This is a genomic window from Chrysosporum bergii ANA360D (genome assembly GCF_029891735.1).
Classification (GTDB): domain Bacteria; phylum Cyanobacteriota; class Cyanobacteriia; order Cyanobacteriales; family Nostocaceae; genus Umezakia; species Umezakia bergii.
The window spans coordinates 16,425-34,927 of sequence record NZ_JANQDH010000072.1; the positions used below are offsets into that span (position 1 = coordinate 16,425).

The following is an 18,503-nucleotide window of genomic DNA, read 5'->3' on the forward strand; positions in this document are numbered from 1 at the left end:
AAACACCTCTTAAATCAACTGTAACTTATTTTGAAAGTTCTTCACACATTGGACTCTGAACTCAAGCGTAATCTGCTGATTTTATTCACAGCAGGTTTATTGTTCTGGTCTAGCCTTGCTTCTTTATTACCCACCTTACCCCTATATATCCAAGATATTGGGGCAACCAGTCAACAAGTTGGCGTTGTCATGGGCAGTTTTGCCGTTGGAATGTTACTATTCCGTCCCTGGTGTAGTAATTTAGCAGATCGTCGGGGGCGGAAAATTGTCTTGCTGATAGGAATGTCCGCGGCTGCCATTGCACCTTTAGGTTATGTGGTAGTAAAATCAATGGTGCCATTAATAGTGTTGCGTGCTTTTCACGGTATCAGCTTGGCGGCTTTTGGTACTGCTTACGTCGCCTTGGTGGGGGATTTAGCCCCTAGCCAAAATCGCGGTGAAATTATTGGTTACATGAGTTTAGTAAATCCCATTGGTGTGGCTATTGGTCCGGCTTTGGGGGGATATTTACAAGCAGCAGTTGGTTATACCCCATTATTTTTATTATCTGGGGCTTTGGGTTTGGCAGGAATTTTATGTGTTGTACCTATTGTTAATCCATCTGTTGATCAACACTTGGAGAATAGCACTGAGGAGCATCTGTTTTGGCGATTATTGCTGTCTCCCCGTGTACGTGTGCCGGCAATAGTTATGTTATTGATTGGTATGGTGATAGGCACATTACACACCTTTGTACCATTGTTTATAAAATCAATCAATATAGATTTGAACCCAGGATTATTTTACACCGCAGCAGCGATGGCCAGTTTTAGTGTCAGGTTGTTTGTTGGGCGGGCTTCTGACCGTTATGGTAGGGGTTTGTTTATTACCATCAGTTTAATGGCTTTTACCTTGGCTATGGTAGGTATATGGCAAGCTAACAGCGCCCCTGTTCTCTTGTTATCAGCATTGGCGGAAGGTGCGGCTTCCGGGACGGTAATTCCCATGATGGCTGCAATGATGACTGACCGCGCTTTTCCTCATGAACGAGGACGTATTTTTGGTGTCTCTTTGGTGGGGTTTGATATTGGCATTGCCATTGCTGGGCCTGTTCTTGGTACTATTGCTGAACAGGTAGGCTACCGCCATATGTTTGGTTATAGTGCAGCGTTAACTTTTCTAGCCATGATCGTTTTCCTCACCCAGTCCAGCCATAATTTTAGTCGTTCCCTCCGCTTTGCTTTAGGGCGTGCCGAAGATAGTTATGCTTTAGATAATATGCCTTAATCAATTCAAAAAACTCCCTAAACCTCCTCTTCTGCTCCTGTTGCGTCTCTGCGTGAGAAAATCAACAAGGCTATAGTTTGCATCTGGCAAAACCTATGTATATCCTAAAGTTTTAGGAAAGTGTTGATGATTTGAAGTTATGGCAGGACACAGTAAATGGGCAAATATTAAGCGCCAGAAGGCGGTAGTAGATGCTAAAAAGGGCAAGACCTTCGCCCAGTTATCTAGGGCGATTATTGTTGCTGCTAGAAGTGGTATACCAGACCCAAACAGTAATTTTCAGCTACGCACAGCTATTGATAAAGCTAAAGCTGCGGATATACCCAATGATAATATTGAACGGGCGATCGCTAAAGGTGCTGGAACTCTAGCAGGGGATTCTGCTAGTTTTGAGGCTATTCGCTACGAAGGTTATGGACCGGGTGGAGTGGCGATTTTAATTGAAGCCCTGACAGATAATCGTAATCGCACCGCAGCCGATTTGCGTGGTGCTTTTAGTAAAAGTAGTGGTAATCTAGGTGAAACGGGTTGCGTTAGCTGGATGTTTGACCAAAAAGGGGTGTGTGTGGTTGAAGGGGTCAAGAGTGAAGACCAACTTTTAGAAGCATCTTTAGAAGGGGGGGCTGAATTTTACGAGATGATCGACAATGACCGGGCTGAGGTGTTTACTGAGGTGTCAAATTTAGAAGTTCTCATTCAAAGTCTCAAAGAGCAAGGTTTTCAAGTTAAGGATGTGGAATTGCGCTGGATTCCCGGTAATTATATAGAAATTACTGATGCTGACCAGGGGCGATCGCTGCTGAAGTTAATTGATACCCTAGAAAAGTTAGATGATGTACAGAATGTAACTGCTAATTTTGAAATTGCCGACAGCATTGTAGATGTGATTATGGGTTGAGAACAACAAACCGCAGATGGCTATGAAAATTTGGCAAGTTGACTTTTATCGTAGTCCAGTAGAAGAAAAATCAGGGCAAGTTTTATGGGAATTGTTGATTTGTGACTCTAGTCGTAGTTTTGAGTATGTAGCCACTTGTCCCCAGTCAACAGCTAATTCTGATTGGCTTGCGACTCAAATTCAGTTAGCAGCTGGGGACAAGTTACCAGATGTAATTCAGGTATTTCGTCCCCAATGCTTGAGTTTAATTCAAGCAGCAGCCAGCAAATTAAATTTAAATATGGTGGTGGAACCTACCCGCAACACACAGGCGTTAAAACAGTGGTTAGCAGAAAAACAATATCCCCTAGCCCTGGATAAACCACCCCCAACACCACTACCAGAAAACCTCTGGGGAGAACAGTGGCGCTTTGCTACACTTCCAGCAGGGGAACTAGTGGAAGTGTTTGCAGACCTACCCATCCCGGTTTTCTCTGTGCCAGAATGTTTACAACCCATCAATTTGGGTTTACCATCCACAGCGCTGGTTCCCGGTGTGGTTATCTATGGTGGTAGACAATCAATGATTTTAGCTAGGTGGTTAGAATCAGTACATCCAGTGGCATTAAATTACATAAGCGGTGCTAACCATGGTTTAGTATTGGAAGCTGGATTAGTAGATAGGTGGATTGTAGCAACATTTACAGATGCTGATGTTGTTACAGCAGCCAGGGTTTATCAACAGCGCCAACAACAAAGCACAGGGTTACACTTTTTGTTAGTTCAACCCGACGATTCTGGGATGACTTATAGCGGCTTTTGGTTGTTACGAGGATGAGACAACTAAACTGCTGACTTTAACTCTTTTAGGTTGATAACGCTGAAGGCGAAAACATAGAAGCTAACTTACGTAAGTCTTCAACATTTCTCTGATAATTTTGATTACACATTGACAAGTATAAATGATAAAATCCTTGTGGCGCGAGCATCCTGCTCGCTGCTTAATACAGTCCCCCTAAAAATGTACCTCACTTAGGCCAAATTCCCTATAAATTCTGATTATAATTCTTACTTCGCCTTCAAACGCCCTTGCTTCACCATAGCAATCAAAGTTTGATGAGCGTCTTCTGAATCTACTAAAATATGATCAAATTCAATCCGCACTGGTATAATTTGCTCGTTTACCTGTGCTGTCAAATTCATACCCTGAGAATCAATAGACAGCATTTCTGCTTTGGTGGCATCTGTAATACCCCCAAAAGCCTGGGCGTAAAGAACTACAGCATTAGCATGATCCTCATTCATGTGTTTGCAAATGCGTGTGCTAACTTCAGCAGAGAATTGATCAGACATGGTGTACTTGGATTTGTTAATATGGGTACAAGGTAGATTTTAATCTAAATTGAGTACAATTTACAAGCTCTCCACACAAGCTCACCACATCTGCCATCACTTTGGTTGGCTACGTCTGGCGATCGCTGGTTAATTTGATTTGATTTGATTTGATTTGATTTAGTTTAGTTTTACACATTATATCACAATTATGATAGAAGTATAATTTATAAAGTGTTTTCCGTGAGTATTTGCGGAAAGGAAACCACCTAGATTGTAGCCAAATTATTCAACCGAGCGATTGCAGCGAAAAGCCGATGAGGGAAACTAGCGAACGTCAAATTATCATTGGAGATGTACATGGACACTACAAAGGTTTGATGAAATTGATGGAGGCCATCGCCCCCACATCAGAAGACCAAGTTTATTTTCTGGGGGACTTAATTGATCGTGGTCCTCAAAGCTCAGATGTGATTGATTTTGTCAAAAATAATAATTACACTTGTCTGCTGGGAAATCATGAGCAGATGTTATTAGATATTTTGACGGGTGCTAACACTTCTGAACAAGCAATGCGAACCTGGCTTTATGCTGGGGGACAAGCCACCATAGCCAGTTACAAAAATGCTCATATTCCCCAAGAACATATAGATTGGCTGCAAAGTTTACCCACCTATCTGGATTTGGGAGATGTTTGGTTGACTCATGCTGGGGTTGACCCTAACCTACCTTTAGCCGCACAAACTGCGGAGCAGTTCTGCTGGATACGTGACGAATTTCACAGCAGCCCACAACCATACTTTACTGATAAGCTGATTATTATCGGTCATACTATTACCTTTACTTTCCCTGGGGTTCCCCCTGGTCAGCTGGCACAAGGACAGGGATGGCTAAATATAGAGACTGGTGCTTATCATCCCCGCAGTGGCTGGTTGACTGGATTAGATATTACCAATAACTTAATTTATCAAGTGAATATATTTAACAATTGTTTCCGCACTCTAACCTTAGCTGAAGGGGTGGTGATGGTTGATGTCGCTAAAATAGCGGCTCGCCGCCATAAGCAACGAGCATAAATAGCTATTGACTTGCGGCTAAATTATGCTACTAATCGCAATTCGATAAGCAGCATGATCCAATCCGTCACGCTGACTGCTGGGTTGAGTATTAATGGCAGTTTGCAGGGCTTTAAGGCGATCGCCTGTACCGGGGTGAGTACTCAAAAATGTCGGTACTGAACCCCTACTGGTCATCAGCTTTTGCATAAAAGAAACCATAGCCGACTGGGCATAACCTGCTTTGGTCAAGGCTTTTAATCCTCTAGCATCAGCATCAAATTCATCTTGACGACTGCGGGGACGGTTGAGTGCTAGTTCTAACCCGATTTCTACAGCCGTATTACGATCCAAACCCACAATGTCAGCAATACCATCAGCGATCGCTCTTTGCCGCATCTGTTTGACTAAATGTTTACCGCCAACGTGACCAATTTCATGGGCAATCACACTGGCTAGTTCTGCTTCATTATCTGCTGCTTTAATCAAACCAGTGTGGACATATACAAAACCTCCCAAGGTAGCAAAGGCATTGATAGTATTATTTTCCACCACCTGGAAAGTAAAGGGAAGTAATGGGCGATCGCTATGAGCTACCAAGCGCCGACCAATTTGTTCTATATAGCGATTAATTCGAGAATTACGGCTAAATCGAAGATCACTATTTTGCAGCTGCTGATTCATTTGCCTACCAAGGTCAATTTCTTGGCCATCAGACATATTAGATATCTGAATTACCTGTATTCCCCGGAACAGAAGAGAGCGGATGTCTAAAGCCTGTCCCAGCATAGGTGTACTCAGGCACACAGTTACAGCAACCACCACAGAAATAATTGGATAAAACCAACGTCGCCGCCGAGTATTATTGTTGTTCATAGTCATCAGGTTAATGGGTTAAATTTAGATGACGGGCTTAAAGTTTTCTAGGTTGCAGGACTTCTCGGTGGGTTGCCCTGCTATTTGCCAAGTCGTGATAAACTGTGGCATAACCATAAATACCAAGTTTGTAACCGAAACATATATTCTGGTTCTATCTAGGAAAAGTTTGTATGGCTATTTTAGATTCCAAAGGGCGCTTGTTTGGCAAAATAAATTTGCTTGATTTAGGTGCAGCACTAGTAATTCTCCTAGTGATAATTGGTATATTCGTTTTTCCTGGGACCACAGGTTCTGTTGCCCAGGTGGGGACTAAAACCGTACCCATTGAGGTAGACCTCATAGTCCGGGGTTTAAACGTACGTGATCCTGAGCGCTTATTTGCTGAAGGATTTACAAAAGGCGGTAAAACTAAGGTAATTATCCGTAATCAACCCTATGGTCAAATCGGCATTAAATCCATTCAAGTACTACCCAGAACCTTAACAGTTTTCCAACCCGATGGTTCTGTGAAAGAATTACCAGATCCCAGGGCAAACAATTTTAGTACAGATATGCTTTTAACTTTAGAAGGTAAAGCCCAAATCACTAATGACGGTCCGGTTTTAGGTAATAGTAAAGTAAAAATTGGTACAACATTTGAATTAGAGGGTTATAACTATAACTTTAATTCCAGTGTGATTGATATCAGAACCAAAGACAATAGCGGTTTGGAACCGTAAACATTGTAATTAATTAAGTAGGTAAACACTGTGTCACAGGCTTCATTTTCTTGGCAACAACTGATCAACCAGATTTGGCACTGGTGGCTGGTAGAGTTCAAGACATATAGCCGAAAGCAACGAACTTTTAAGCCTTTATCCGGACCGGGAGCCATTTTAGGCTTTTTAACCATTATTGTCGCCATGCTGTTATGGAACTGGAAACTGCTTTTGGCACTTGTGGTAGGCGTTGCTGTAATGTTATTAGTTTACTCTCTGCAAAAATGGGATTGGCAATTACACTTATCCCAAGTATGGAAGTTCTTAAATAGTCCTAATAGTCGTTTGGTCTTAGCGGTCGGTAGTGGAGGTATAGCAACAGTTACCACATACATAGCAGCTGCTATTTGGGCTGAGTCTAACAGTTCTTGGATTGCTGCTGGGGCTATCCTTCAAGGTTTAGGAACTTTATTAACTTTGATTTTATTAATGTGGCAAATCATCGGTTTTTACGGAAACCGACAGCAAAATAACCTGGATCAGTTATTGGTGGATTTAACAGAACCAGACCCCCTCCAGCGTTTGATTGCTGTACGACAATTAACTAAAATTATCAGGAGTCAGCCAATTGACTTTCAGATGCAGCAACAAGTGGTTGAATGCTTAGGGCTATTACTCACTCAAGAACAGGAAAAAGTAATCAGAGATGCCCTGTTAGATAGTTTACAAGAGTTGGATCACCGGCGATCGCTACCATCTACCACGGTTGAAACTTTAACTCCTCTACAAACCAAGTTAAAGCTTCACATTTCTTCATCATAGGTATTCACCGGTGAGTTAGACTGTTAGCGGGCAAGATACCCGCACTACAATTGACCTAAAGTGCTTGGGTTTTGCCCCTAACGAAATTTTCCAGACAAGCTTTAACAGCAAATTCCGGTAAAGCCAACATCCGTCGCCAACGCCAGGGTTCTTTATAAAGCCGATACAGCCATTCCAAGTTATTATTTCCTAGCCAAGAGGGAGCGCGATTTTTTATACCTGACCAAATATCAAAACTACCACCAACACCAATCCAAATTGCTTGGGGGCATAAATGACTGTTTTCGCTAATCCATAACTCTTGACGCGGTACTCCCAAACCCACAAAAATTATTTCTGGCTGCAATTGAGCGAGGGTTTGTTTTAATTTTTCTTCTTCTTCGGGGGTATGGTAGCCACAATGAGTACCTACTATATTTAGGCTGGGAATTTGTCGATGCCAAAACTCAGCGGCTTTTGTAATGACTTCAGGTGCGCCTCCATAGAAAAAAAGTTTTGTATCTTTGTGCTGATGTCCCAGTTCTTGCAATAGGGTCTCCGCTAATTCAATTCCCGGACAACGCTGCACTTTTTGCCAAAAAAACCATTGTAAATACAAAACTATTCCCGCACCATCTGGAATCACTAGGTCGGCTTTTTGAATTACTTGAGCAAGAGTTGGATTATGTTGTGCCTGCATGGTCATTTCAGCATTCAGCGTCACTACATGAATACCTCTACCCTGTTCCTGACATTCAAGCAACCACCCTGGATAGTTACTCATCACATGAACTGGTATTCCCAGTACCGAAAAAACTTGAGGCGGTTTCAACATAGCTTGATATTTAAAGAAATTAAACTCACACCAGATTCTTTTGACTGATAGTTTATCAAATTTGTTCATCTAGCCATATTAAATTTAATAATTTACTGGCAACTTAGCAAGAAAGTTATAATAATAACATTATTATTTATACAAAAATTGCTGAGATTTTGTAATAAAAAGCCCAATAAAATACATACACTCGGAAGCTACGGGCGATAGAGGCTAAGAAGACTAACAAATATTAACAAATATTAACAAATATTATGGGTCTCTGAGAATCTGAAGAAAAAAGAAATATTGAGGCTCACAGTGTTACAGAAAGGGAGTTAGAAGTGCTACAGTTAATCCTTGAAGGTTGTAGTAATACACTGATGGACGAAATACCCTATATTACTGTTATGACTTTGGAAACATAAGCAAGGTTTAGTACGCGCCTTGCGTTATCTATTCTATCCTTATGTTAGCATTCCCAACCAACTTACAAGTCAAACATGACTGAAACAGACACCGGCAAATTAAAGCTCATGGTATTAGACGATGAGCAGGACAACTTAGATTTACTTTATCGTACATTTAGGAGAGATTTTCAAGTATACAAAGCTAATCAAGCCCGGAAAGCCCTAGAAATTCTCGACCAAGAAGGGGAAATGGCCGTGATTATTTCCGACCAAAGAATGCCGGAAATGAACGGTACTGAGTTTCTCAGTCTGACTGTAGACCGGTTTCCTGATACAATGCGGATTTTACTCACTGGTTTTACGGATGTTGAAGATTTGGTAGATGCAATTAACTCGGGTCAAGTGTTCAAATACATCACCAAACCGTGGAATCCCGAAAAACTTAAAGCATTAGTTGAGCAAGCTGGTGATACATATCGCTTAGTCAAGAAGCGAACCCGGGAGTTAAGGCGCGCCTTGCGGCGAGAGTCTTTATTTAACGCAGTGACAACCGCAATTCGCGAATCCCTGGATTATGAGAGTATGTTGCAAAAAATTGTCACCACCATAGGCGAAAAATTTGCAACTACTTGTTGTTTACTCAAACCCGTGGAGGGCGATCGCTTAACAGAAGAGGAATTTCGTTATCAAGAAGCTAAGTCTAATTTAGCTAATTTTACTTACAATCCCACTCTGTTAATTGAAAGAGTGTTACAAAGTGGCCAGTATCAAATTACTCAAGATACAGATAACGGCAATAACTCCCAGCAAATGGTTGTACCACTTTCGTACCAACAGGATTTACTAGCGGTCCTGGCTATCTATCAATGGGGAAACAAGCAACCTTGGCAAGAAGAAGAAATCCAACTGATAGCCGAGGTTGCAGAACAAGCAGCTTTAGCTCTTTCTCAAGCCAAACTTTATCAGCGCCTCCAGGAAAAGCAAGCACAAATTCAAACTGAATTGGAAGTTGCTCGCCAAATTCAACACAATCTGCTCCGCCAAACTCTACCAGATTTCCAAGGTGCAAGAGTCCAGGCCTGTTGTTACCCTGCTCGTGAGGTGGGGGGCGATTTTTTTGAAGTGTTTGTTCATCCCAAAGGCGATTTATGGTTGGCCGTGGGTGATGTTTCCGGTAAGGGTGTCCCAGCTGCTTTATTTATGGCCAGTGCTATTTCCGTACTACGTCGGGAATTAGCTCAAGAAACACCGCCTCAACCCAACATAGTCATACATAACCTCAACAACGCTCTTTGTGAGGACTTGATCCGCAATAATTGCTTTATTACCCTTGCCTTAGCCCGGTATACTCCTAGTAGCAAAGAACTAGCCTATGCTAACGCCGGTCACATCTATCCCTTGGTGTGGTCACATCAAACAAATGTAGCCGTTAACCCTAATTATCTCAAAGTGCGCGGCGTTCCTGTGGGTATCTTGACCAAGTGGCAAGCACAGTCAGGGCGCTTAATTCTAGCCCCTGGAGATACTTTGCTCCTAACCAGTGATGGTATTACAGAAGCTAGGGTCTCAAGTGAAGTACTAAACCACGCAAAAACAGATCATAGCCCACAGTTAACCAGCCATTCAATGCTCAATCAAGAGGGACTTTGGCAACTCCTACAAAGAGAACCCCAACCCCTTTCTCTTGATAATTTACTAGCCCGCATTAACACAGATGACCATGTTCAAGAAGATGATCAAACTATACTATCGTTGGAGGTTCTGTAGGTAATGAAAAGTGAGTTGCACGTACCAAGTGACCTAGATTATTTAAATATCGTCGAAAACTGGTTACTAGGATGCTTAAAAATTAATCTCAAAGAAACAGTGGATTGGTCAAGGCAATCAAGTCGTTTCCGACTAGCTTTGGTAGAAGCATATTCAAATGTAGTACGTCATGCTCACAAAGAACAGCCTAATTTACCCGTACTACTGCGTTTAGAACTGAAAAACAGAGATGTTGCCATAGAAATTTGGGACTATGGCCAAGGATTTGATATCTCTGATTACTTTGCACCTAATCCTACAGATAAACAAGAGGGCGGTTATGGATGGCTAATTATGAATCGTCTCATGGATAATGTTGAATACAATTTACAACTTAATGGTGCAAATTGTCTTAAGTTACAAGCCACTCTACCAGAACTCACAAACTGATAATTTGAACAATTTTGAGTGTCCAGATTGCTGGACAGGGGAGATGTCAACCTTACTTCATGGTTCTTGTGTTTGGCATTTGCAAATCTGGCCAAGTGCAACCTCCTGAGTATTAATCTTTTTTTTAAATAAATATAGATACTTTAGACCCTACTGTGTTGAGTGGGGTTTATTTCACTATCAAGCCAAGCACTAAATTTCAGGCTGGTAATTTTTTTTGTCTCACCTGCTTTACTTAATTAAAAGTAACTTTATTTACCTGTTATAAATAAATAACACGGTTATTATGGGAATTTTGTTAAGAAATGTAAATAAGTTAATAACTTTTGCTAATTTTATTTGATTTATCACCCAGAATTATTAAATACTGGAAATAGTCAGCCCAAACAATAATTTCATCTCATAAACTCATCTCATAAACTCATGGCATAGCCTGACAACCACCAGGATAGTGAAGTGAGTATAAAACAAGCATAAGTAAACTCAATTTGTTACTAAATCTATGGAAGCTTTATTTTGTTTGTCCCCCCGCTATCGCCTTGATGATCAATCACCTTGGCTAGGGGGTATTGATCCCACTCGCCATTACTGGATTGCCATTAATGGAGACAAAAATTTAACCATAGCTATACCAGGTTTAATGGTTTCTTCAATCGGTGAATTAAAACAAACTATCCGCCAATTTCGGTCTTTGCAGCCAGGGGAACAAATGACGGTGAATAGAATTGTCACTAGTTGCACAATTCACTGTGTCAGTCCTAACTGTTATGCTGTGGAACATCAGATTAATGAAGCTCTGACTTGGCATCTATTTGATCAAGAAACTCTAGACAGCCTACTGATGACAGCACACCCACAATGGCAATGTGCGCCATCGGATATTGATTTAGGGCGTAAATTATTATTGCGCTCTTGGGAGCAAACCAACCCCAGCCAAAAGTCAGCACCATCAAGATGAAAATCTGGGCTAATCTTCTCTACGTAAAGCAATTAACTCTTGGGGAGAAGCTAACAGTCTAATTTCGGCGCTGATAATTTCCTGTTGTGGGTTGAGGGTCAATACCCAGGTAACATTGACACCACACCAAGATGTTTGCACTCTACCTGTTACCTGAAATTGTATTTGGTCATTTTCTAAAGTTTCAAAAATTCCCGCACGCGGACAGGCTTTAATACTTTCTGCCTCTTGCTGTAAGTAAGTGGCTATGGCATCTCTTCCCACAATAGCAGATTCAAAGGGGGGATACATCACCCCATCCTCAGCAAATAGGGCAACAGTTGCTTTAAACTCCCCCGCGTTGAGAGTTTCAAAGTAACGGAGAATGACCGGTTCAAGTATTCCCTTAATCTGATATTCTTGTTCAAACTCATTAGCTGTCATATACTAACCTATATTTCATCAGCTAAAGGATCAATATCTACATATTGCAGCATTTCTTAATAAAAATCAAATAATTGTTACATATTAGCCAGAGTGGGAACTGTTCAACCAAGGTTTTCACAAGATAATGTATAAATAAGTTTAGCCATCATCATGGCTAAATTTATTTGACACCTCCCCTGGTTTAAACACAGGGGATTCTAAACAATGGATAATTATTCTGTAATTAGCAGCGGTGTAGTTAAAGAAAAAGCCAAACAGTTAGGATTCCACAAAGTCGGAATTACTGCTGTAGATAAGAAAGATCATACAGACGCACACAGATTACAAGGGTGGATCAACCAGGGTTATCACGCGGATATGGAATGGATGAATAACCCTAAACGTCAAGATATTAGCCTAATTATGCCAGAAGCGCGATCGCTCATATGTGTCGCACTCAATTACTACACACCCCATCAACGCTCTGAAGGCCAGGAATACGCCAAAATCTCTCGTTACGCCTGGGGACGGGACTATCATAAAGTAATGCACAAAAAGCTTAAGGCTTTGACTACTTGGCTAGAGTCACTCAACCTAGATATTCAAACCAGGTATTACGCCGATACAGGTCCAGTACAAGATAAAGTCTGGGCCCAGAGGGCTGGAATTGGTTGGATTGCCAAAAATGGTAATCTGATTACTAGAGAATATGGATCTTGGGTATTCTTAGGAGAAATACTCACAAATCTGGAACTAGACAGCGATCGCCCACACACAGAACACTGTGGTACTTGCACTCGTTGTTTACAAGCCTGTCCCACAGGTGCAATTACCCAACCTTTTGTAGTAGATGCTAATCGCTGCATCGCCTACCATACCATCGAAAATCGCGCCGAAAAACTACCAGAGACAATATCAGCCAACTTACAAGGTTGGGTTGCAGGTTGCGACATTTGTCAAGATGTTTGTCCTTGGAATCAGCGTTTTTCCCAAACCACGGATATAGAAGATTTTAACCCTTATCCTGGCAATGTAGCCCCCCTGCTGGTGGAATTAGCCAACATCTCACCACAAGAGTGGGAGCAAAGATTTCCCGCTTCAGCCCTGCGGCGCATTAAGCCAGAAATGTTGAGAAGAAATGCTCGTGCTAGTCTTGACCCATCCCAACTTAAAGAATGAACCAGAAAGTAATTATTTTTGATTTTGATGGTACAATAGCGGATACTGTAGATGCTCTGGTAACTATTGCCAACCGTTTGGCTGTGGAATTTGGCTATACTCAAATTACCCCAGAAGAGCTTGCTATGCTCAGGAATTTTACCTCTAGGGAAATTATTAAATACTCAGGTGTCTCTCTATTTAAAATTCCCTTTTTACTCAAGAAAGTGAAAGGAGAATTAAAACAAAAAATTCAAGACTTTAAACCAATACCGGGAATATCCACAGTTTTAATTGAACTGTACCATCAAGGCTATAGGTTAGGGATTATTACATCTAATTCTCAAGAAAATGTGGTAGCATTCCTGAAAAACAACGAATTACACCAATTATTCGACTTTATTCATTCAGGAGTCACAATTTTTGGCAAAACAACCATCATTAATAATGTCCTCAAACAAAAACAACTCAAAACTCAAGCAGTTATCTATGTCGGGGATGAAACCAGGGATATAGAAGCTTCAAAAAAAGCTCATATCAAAGTGATTGCGGTAACTTGGGGCTTCAATTCCCCAGAAGCTTTAGCTAAACAAAATCCAGATTTCTTAATTCACCAACCCAGGGAACTATTAGAAGTGATTAAACATTGCTGAGTAGATGCTTATTTTCTGGTTTATGGCGGTTTTCCCTGCTTGGTGAGGTACATCATGAGCAAGGATGACTGGTACTGAGCGCCACAAGATGATGATTTTTTTAATCATTTGTGTCTCACGTGTTGAAAAAATGCTAAATTTTCTAGTTTATTTATTTGTAACCTGCTGTAAATCTTTCGGGGTCAAGTTACTGTGAACTACTGCGCCATCACGAAACCAGATAATGCGTTGAGTTTGACAAGCAACCTCCGACTCATGAGTTACCATCACAACAGTGATTCCACTATGATTTAAATCACTAAAAATATCCAGTACTTCCTGGGTGGTTTGAGAATCAAGTGCGCCTGTGGGTTCATCCGCTAAAAGAACAACAGGACGATTAACAATAGCACGAGCGATCGCCACTCGTTGCTGCTGTCCTCCAGATAATTGTGTGGGTTTATTATAAAGGCGCTTTTCTAAACCGACCTTGGTTAACGCATCAGCAGCGCGATCGCGTCTTTCTGTGGGGGTAACACCTGCATACACCATTGGTAACATCACATTTTCTAAAGCTGTCAGTTGGGGTAATAAATGAAATTGTTGGAACACAAACCCCAATTTTTGATTCCGAATTTTGGCTAACTCAGCATCATTCATCTTAGCCACATCAACGTTATCTAGATAATAATGTCCACTGGTAGGGCGATCTAAGCAACCGATAATATTCATAGCTGTAGATTTACCAGAACCAGAAGGTCCCATAATTGCACAATATTCACCCTCATAGATAGTCAAACTCACATCATTGAGGGCTGTAACTGTAGTTTCACCACTCCCGTATATTTTAAAGATGTTTTCTAAACGAATAATTCCTGATTTCGGTACAGGATTAGGAACGAGAGCATCAATACTTGTAATAGTGTTTGCCATACAATCAAATCATATCAAATCACATTAAATCATATTAAATCATATCAAATCACATTAAATCACATCAAATCATATTAAATCACATCAAATCATATCAAATCACATCAAATCATATCAAATCACATCAAATCATATTAAATCATATCAAATCACATCAAATCACATTAAATAAATATTGTAGTGCGATCATCCTGCTCGCTGCTTAATACAGCCTTGCTACTGTAATACTTTCACCTTGATCTGCGTTTGGTAATTAGCCAACCGATGACAATAAATAATATTGTACCCAGAATACTAAATAACAGGGAACCGTAAAAGGGATGAGGTGGATTTTCAGGAGATATAGCAGCCAGAGGGGTATTGACTTCCCCGATGTGTTGGGTGATAATGCCAGAAAAAATTGCACCACCACCAAAGCCAATACCTAATACTTGGATGGTACGTTCTAAGGAGCGATCGCTTTCAGCTTGTTCTATTTCTACCATACCACGAATTGAGTCTATGGCCTTACCCAACAGTTCTAAACCGGGGCGAAAATAACCTAAATCTGCGGTTATTTGTGCTTGGAAATAAGGGCTAGTTTTTTCACTAAAAAATTCTAAAAAGCTGATATTACTACCAACTTTACCCCGAATACGTTGTAATTTTTCGTTATAATTATAGGTGTGAATAGCAATTGTATTTTGTTGTTCTTCTAAATCTCGCAGCAGCTGAGTGTATTCTAATACAAACTGAGGTAAGGCTTTTAATTGGTTTTGTAACTCAGTTAAATCTGCTGTATTTGGAGATTTTTTATTTGGGGATTTTTTATCTTCTATTTTGGGTAGTTTGCCAATAGTGTCTTCCACTTTGCCATAGGCTTTATCTAATTTTTTATAAGTTTTCTTACTGTCTTTATAAGCTTTTACAGATTTACTACGGTAGAAAAATAAATCTAGTAAATCCTCATAGCATTCATTAAACTTTGTATCTGCTTGTTGATCAGCAAATAGCCAAATTATAACGTGTTGATAATTATCAAATTGACTGAATAAACCATACTCAAAAATTGGACTCCCAAATAATTCACCCCGGCGAGCAAATGGTGGTAATGAATAATTATCAGGAAAAAGAGATTTTAAACATTCCATTGCTATGTCTTGGCTAGTTTTTGGATCTTTGGCTCCTGTTAACCAAGAGGTAACCAGCAAAGTTTGACCAATAAATAAAGGGTGTTCTGGTAAAATTAAACAATTATCAGGATTTAACAGGCGTAAGAAAGCAGTTTCTACATATTCTGTCATGTAATTATTTTCTTTTTCTGGACGGCGTAAATTTAGCCACAAACCGTGGCTATCATGTAGCCGTAGGGGATAAGCAAAGCCTTTAACTACCAGGTCTTGGTTAAAAGTCACTTTACCCTCAAAAGGAAAATCATATTGATCATCAATCACTTCTGTATCTTTCAGCAAAGATACATGGGGATTATTTGGTTATTTCTCCACATCAACCCGATCACTAAGATGTAAATCTTGGTGTAAAGTAGTGCGTACTATGTCATTACCAGTATTCCAGAGAAGATTTTTATCTATTAACGAATCATTTGGGTCAATATTAGAGATTTTGTATAGTTGAAAAGCAAACCAATGGATATTTGGCGCATAAATTTTCATGGGTTGTTTGTCTGGTTTGTCTGGTTTGGAGGTGTTTGCTCATTGTATCGTCTATGGAGTTTTTCGAGTTCTTCTCGCACAACTCGGCTGCGATTTTCCAACATATATTCTTGATTTGCTGGTGCAGTCCTACGAACTCTGTCAATTTCCCTTTCTTGGCTGAATACCGCATCTAATACCGCATCTCTCACATCAGGATACTGGATGTACCACAGACGAGCTATATCTGCTACTGTATCAAAGGTGTGATGTCGTAATTGCTCTATTTGTTCTAGTAGTTGAGGGATGGAAGAGATAGCCTGCTGGGAGAAAACATAATCTTGCTCTCTCACAACTTGGATAAATGCTTCAAGGAGTTGATTGGTTTCCATAGGTTCCATAGATTTAATTAACTCTTAGCGTAGGTTTCCAAGTTTCCTGTCCATAAACTAGTCGGTTTCAACCCACTTCAGCTTAAGATCAGGGAATTTCTTCCCTGGCTCAATGATATCACCCTGTGGTTTAAATAACATAAAAATGCTGTTTAAGCACTTCTTAAAGCCACAATGGGGTCAAGTTGAGCAGCCCGACGGGCGGGAACCACACCAAAAAATAAACCAATACCGCCAGACACACCCACAGCTGTAGCAATTGCACTAGAAGAAATTGCCGCTTCTAAGGGAGTTATGGCTGCTACTAATATAATGCCACTCACCCCAACAGCAGTCCCCACAAAACCACCAATAACGGAAACAATCACTGCTTCAATCATGAATTGTAGCAAAATATCCTGTTGTGTAGCCCCAATAGCTTTCCGCAATCCAATTTCTTGGGTGCGTTCCGTAACAGAAACCAGCATAATATTCATAATACCAATGCCCCCCACAAATAAAGAAATACCCGCAATAGCAGCCAGCATAATAGTTAATGCACCTGTGATTTGACCAACAGTTTGCAAAGCATCTTTTTGAGTATTGATAGTAAAATCATCTTCTGCAATAATTTTGTGCCGCAACCGCAGCAAATTAGTAATTTGAAACTTGGCTGCATCAACACTTTCCCCATCTATGGCTGAAGCGACAATATAACTTACTTCTAATCCATAGGGAGAGGTGCGCCCCACAATTCTGTTAGCCATAGTCATAAAAGGTATTAAAGCGGCTTCATCATAATTAACCCCTAAATTTGAGCCTTTACTTGCTAACACCCCAATTACTTGAAAACTAGCATTTTTAATCCGCACCTGCTCACCCACAGGGTTACTATTACTAAATAATCTTTCTGCCAAGTCCGCGCCCAAAATCACCACTTGGTTATTGCGTTTCATGTCTATATCAGTGAAAAATCGCCCAGTGGCAATTTCAAAGTCACGCACGCTTAAAAACAAAGGAGTTGTGCCAATAATATTAACATTAGTGTTTTGGTTACGGTAAGTAACCACTTGCCTACTATTCAACTCTGCCGTAACTGCTGCTATTGTTGGTACTTGATTAGCAATAGCTTTAGCATCTTCATACACTAAGGTTTTCGGCAAATCCCTAGAAATACGCTGGCTGGCGCGATTACCCGGAATCACAAACAACACATTAGGACCCAAAGACTCTAATTCCTGGTTAACAAACCTTTGTCCTCCTTCGCCAATACCAATCATAGCAATTACTGAAGCATTACCAATCACAATCCCCAACATAGTCAGGGCGCTACGCAACTTATTAGAAAGCAGGGTTTTTCCTGCCATGTGCATACTTTCTAAAAAATTCATACTAAAAAGTTCAATATACGTTCATAATAATTTACTACCATAAATTAGTCGGTTTCAACCGACTTTAGCTATTAGACAGGGAATTTATTCCCTGGCTGGCTCTGGGTTACATGATTAGCAAGCAGGATGCTCGCGTTACAGGAATTTATTCCCTGGCTGGCTCTGGGTTACATAATTAGCAAGCAGGATGCTCGCGTTACAGGAATTTATTCCCTGGCTGGCTCTGAGGTACATAATTAGCAAGCAGGATGCTCGCGTTACAGAAATTTATTCCCTGGCTCAATGATATAGCGAATTTGATATTAATTTCTTATATAATAGGAGTTACGCATTGACAGAATAACAAAATAGTGCATTAATCTAGGGGGACTTTGATTCTCGGTTATTGCATGGGGTTGTAATGTGGTATCAGTAGCACCGGCTTCTAGCGGGTATTGGTGACAAGCAGGATGCTTGTGTTACAGGCGCTCGCCCATTCCGTAAGAGTCCGTTTTAACGGACTTGAGCTTTGAGACGGGGAATTTATTCCCCGGCTTCTTGTGTTACAGGCGATTGGCTTCGCCAGTGCCGTAGGCGATCGCATGATCTGGAGATCATAGATCATGTTTTTTGTCAATGCGTAAGTCCTATATAATTTCTTTGTATCATTATTCCTGCTTCTCCTCTTTCGCTTTTTGAATAATGTAATCTCGCGGT

General features: G+C 40.7%; 19 protein-coding genes and 2 pseudogenes. 12 read left to right on the plus strand and 9 right to left on the minus strand.

Annotated elements, in window-relative coordinates; genetic code table 11:
- The first annotated feature begins 30 nt into the window (after positions 1-30).
- The 3 genes from NWP17_RS10655 (at position 31) to NWP17_RS10665 (ending at position 2,981) form a co-directional block, all read left to right on the plus strand.
- Positions 31-1,266: an MFS transporter gene (locus NWP17_RS10655; protein WP_280654888.1), complete on the plus strand. Its 1,236-nt coding sequence runs from the start codon at positions 31-33 to the stop codon at positions 1,264-1,266.
- A 139-nt stretch (positions 1,267-1,405) separates the two neighbouring features.
- Positions 1,406-2,164: a YebC/PmpR family DNA-binding transcriptional regulator gene (locus tag NWP17_RS10660; protein WP_280654889.1), complete on the plus strand. Its 759-nt coding sequence runs from the start codon at positions 1,406-1,408 to the stop codon at positions 2,162-2,164.
- A 22-nt stretch (positions 2,165-2,186) separates the two neighbouring features.
- Positions 2,187-2,981 carry a Tab2/Atab2 family RNA-binding protein gene (locus NWP17_RS10665; protein WP_280654907.1) on the plus strand — a complete coding sequence of 265 codons (795 nt, stop codon included), beginning with the start codon at positions 2,187-2,189 and terminating at the stop codon, positions 2,979-2,981.
- 230 nt (positions 2,982-3,211) lie between these two features.
- Here the strand turns inward: NWP17_RS10665 and NWP17_RS10670 are convergent, their stop codons facing one another.
- On the minus strand, positions 3,212-3,496 hold the full coding sequence (locus NWP17_RS10670; RefSeq protein WP_280654890.1) for a DUF2470 domain-containing protein: 285 nt from the start codon (positions 3,494-3,496) through the stop codon (positions 3,212-3,214).
- A 296-nt stretch (positions 3,497-3,792) separates the two neighbouring features.
- Here NWP17_RS10670 and NWP17_RS10675 point away from each other — a divergent pair, with 296 nt between their 5' ends.
- On the plus strand, positions 3,793-4,551 hold the full coding sequence (locus tag NWP17_RS10675) for a metallophosphoesterase family protein (protein WP_280654891.1): 759 nt from the start codon (positions 3,793-3,795) through the stop codon (positions 4,549-4,551).
- An 18-nt stretch (positions 4,552-4,569) separates the two neighbouring features.
- On the opposite strand, the gene NWP17_RS10680 is transcribed toward NWP17_RS10675, so the two are convergent.
- Complete coding sequence (locus NWP17_RS10680) at positions 4,570-5,406, minus strand: M48 family metallopeptidase (protein WP_280654892.1); 837 nt, start codon at positions 5,404-5,406, stop codon at positions 4,570-4,572.
- 173 nt (positions 5,407-5,579) lie between these two features.
- Between NWP17_RS10680 and NWP17_RS10685 the strand changes: the two genes are divergently transcribed.
- Together NWP17_RS10685 and NWP17_RS10690 are read left to right on the plus strand one after the other, a co-directional pair.
- The gene (locus NWP17_RS10685; RefSeq protein WP_280654893.1) at positions 5,580-6,128 is read left to right on the plus strand and encodes a DUF4330 domain-containing protein; all 549 of its coding nucleotides are present in this window, start codon (positions 5,580-5,582) and stop codon (positions 6,126-6,128) included.
- Between the two features lie 30 nt (positions 6,129-6,158).
- Positions 6,159-6,929 carry an armadillo-type fold-containing protein gene (locus tag NWP17_RS10690; RefSeq protein WP_280654894.1) on the plus strand — a complete coding sequence of 257 codons (771 nt, stop codon included), beginning with the start codon at positions 6,159-6,161 and terminating at the stop codon, positions 6,927-6,929.
- Positions 6,930-6,984: 55 nt separating this feature from the next.
- On the opposite strand, the gene NWP17_RS10695 is transcribed toward NWP17_RS10690, so the two are convergent.
- Positions 6,985-7,743 carry a WecB/TagA/CpsF family glycosyltransferase gene (locus NWP17_RS10695; RefSeq protein WP_280654895.1) on the minus strand — a complete coding sequence of 253 codons (759 nt, stop codon included), beginning with the start codon at positions 7,741-7,743 and terminating at the stop codon, positions 6,985-6,987.
- Positions 7,744-8,045: 302 nt separating this feature from the next.
- Between NWP17_RS10695 and NWP17_RS17600 the strand changes: the two are divergent.
- The 4 genes and pseudogenes from NWP17_RS17600 to NWP17_RS10710 form a co-directional block, all read left to right on the plus strand.
- Positions 8,046-8,147: pseudogene (locus NWP17_RS17600) on the plus strand (DNA-binding response regulator); the annotation flags it as partial.
- 78 nt (positions 8,148-8,225) lie between these two features.
- The gene (locus tag NWP17_RS10700) at positions 8,226-9,899 is read left to right on the plus strand and encodes a SpoIIE family protein phosphatase (protein WP_280654896.1); all 1,674 of its coding nucleotides are present in this window, start codon (positions 8,226-8,228) and stop codon (positions 9,897-9,899) included.
- 3 nt (positions 9,900-9,902) lie between these two features.
- A complete protein-coding gene (locus NWP17_RS10705; protein ID WP_280654897.1) occupies positions 9,903-10,328 on the plus strand; it encodes an ATP-binding protein in 426 nt (141 codons plus the stop codon).
- A 502-nt stretch (positions 10,329-10,830) separates the two neighbouring features.
- Positions 10,831-11,286: a hypothetical protein gene (locus NWP17_RS10710; RefSeq protein ID WP_280654898.1), complete on the plus strand. Its 456-nt coding sequence runs from the start codon at positions 10,831-10,833 to the stop codon at positions 11,284-11,286.
- Positions 11,287-11,295: 9 nt separating this feature from the next.
- On the opposite strand, the gene NWP17_RS10715 is transcribed toward NWP17_RS10710, so the two are convergent.
- Positions 11,296-11,709 carry a nuclear transport factor 2 family protein gene (locus tag NWP17_RS10715; protein ID WP_280654899.1) on the minus strand — a complete coding sequence of 138 codons (414 nt, stop codon included), beginning with the start codon at positions 11,707-11,709 and terminating at the stop codon, positions 11,296-11,298.
- A 207-nt stretch (positions 11,710-11,916) separates the two neighbouring features.
- Between NWP17_RS10715 and queG the strand changes: the two are divergent.
- Both queG and NWP17_RS10725 read left to right on the plus strand, forming a co-directional pair.
- Positions 11,917-12,892 (plus strand): annotated as a pseudogene (gene queG / locus NWP17_RS10720) (tRNA epoxyqueuosine(34) reductase QueG).
- The gene (locus NWP17_RS10725; protein ID WP_280654901.1) at positions 12,867-13,502 is read left to right on the plus strand and encodes an HAD-IA family hydrolase; all 636 of its coding nucleotides are present in this window, start codon (positions 12,867-12,869) and stop codon (positions 13,500-13,502) included. Before queG ends, NWP17_RS10725 begins: the two are co-directional and overlap by 26 nt.
- Positions 13,503-13,649: 147 nt before the next feature.
- Here NWP17_RS10725 and NWP17_RS10730 read toward each other — a convergent pair whose 3' ends face one another.
- The 5 genes from NWP17_RS10730 to NWP17_RS10750 all read right to left on the minus strand — a co-directional run bounded on the left by NWP17_RS10730 (position 13,650) and on the right by NWP17_RS10750 (position 17,807).
- The gene (locus NWP17_RS10730) at positions 13,650-14,414 is read right to left on the minus strand and encodes an ABC transporter ATP-binding protein (RefSeq protein WP_280654902.1); all 765 of its coding nucleotides are present in this window, start codon (positions 14,412-14,414) and stop codon (positions 13,650-13,652) included.
- A gap of 230 nt (positions 14,415-14,644) precedes the next feature.
- Positions 14,645-15,865 carry a hypothetical protein gene (locus NWP17_RS10735; RefSeq protein ID WP_280654903.1) on the minus strand — a complete coding sequence of 407 codons (1,221 nt, stop codon included), beginning with the start codon at positions 15,863-15,865 and terminating at the stop codon, positions 14,645-14,647.
- A 21-nt stretch (positions 15,866-15,886) separates the two neighbouring features.
- Positions 15,887-16,066 (minus strand): hypothetical protein, encoded by a 180-nt coding sequence (locus tag NWP17_RS10740; protein WP_280654904.1) that lies wholly within the window; start codon positions 16,064-16,066, stop codon positions 15,887-15,889.
- Positions 16,063-16,446, minus strand: a complete 384-nt coding sequence (locus tag NWP17_RS10745) for a hypothetical protein (RefSeq protein ID WP_280654905.1) — start codon at positions 16,444-16,446, stop codon at positions 16,063-16,065. The genes NWP17_RS10740 and NWP17_RS10745 overlap by 4 nt, the downstream gene beginning before the upstream one ends.
- A gap of 143 nt (positions 16,447-16,589) precedes the next feature.
- Positions 16,590-17,807: an ABC transporter permease gene (locus NWP17_RS10750; RefSeq protein WP_280654906.1), complete on the minus strand. Its 1,218-nt coding sequence runs from the start codon at positions 17,805-17,807 to the stop codon at positions 16,590-16,592.
- Positions 17,808-18,503 lie beyond the last annotated feature (696 nt).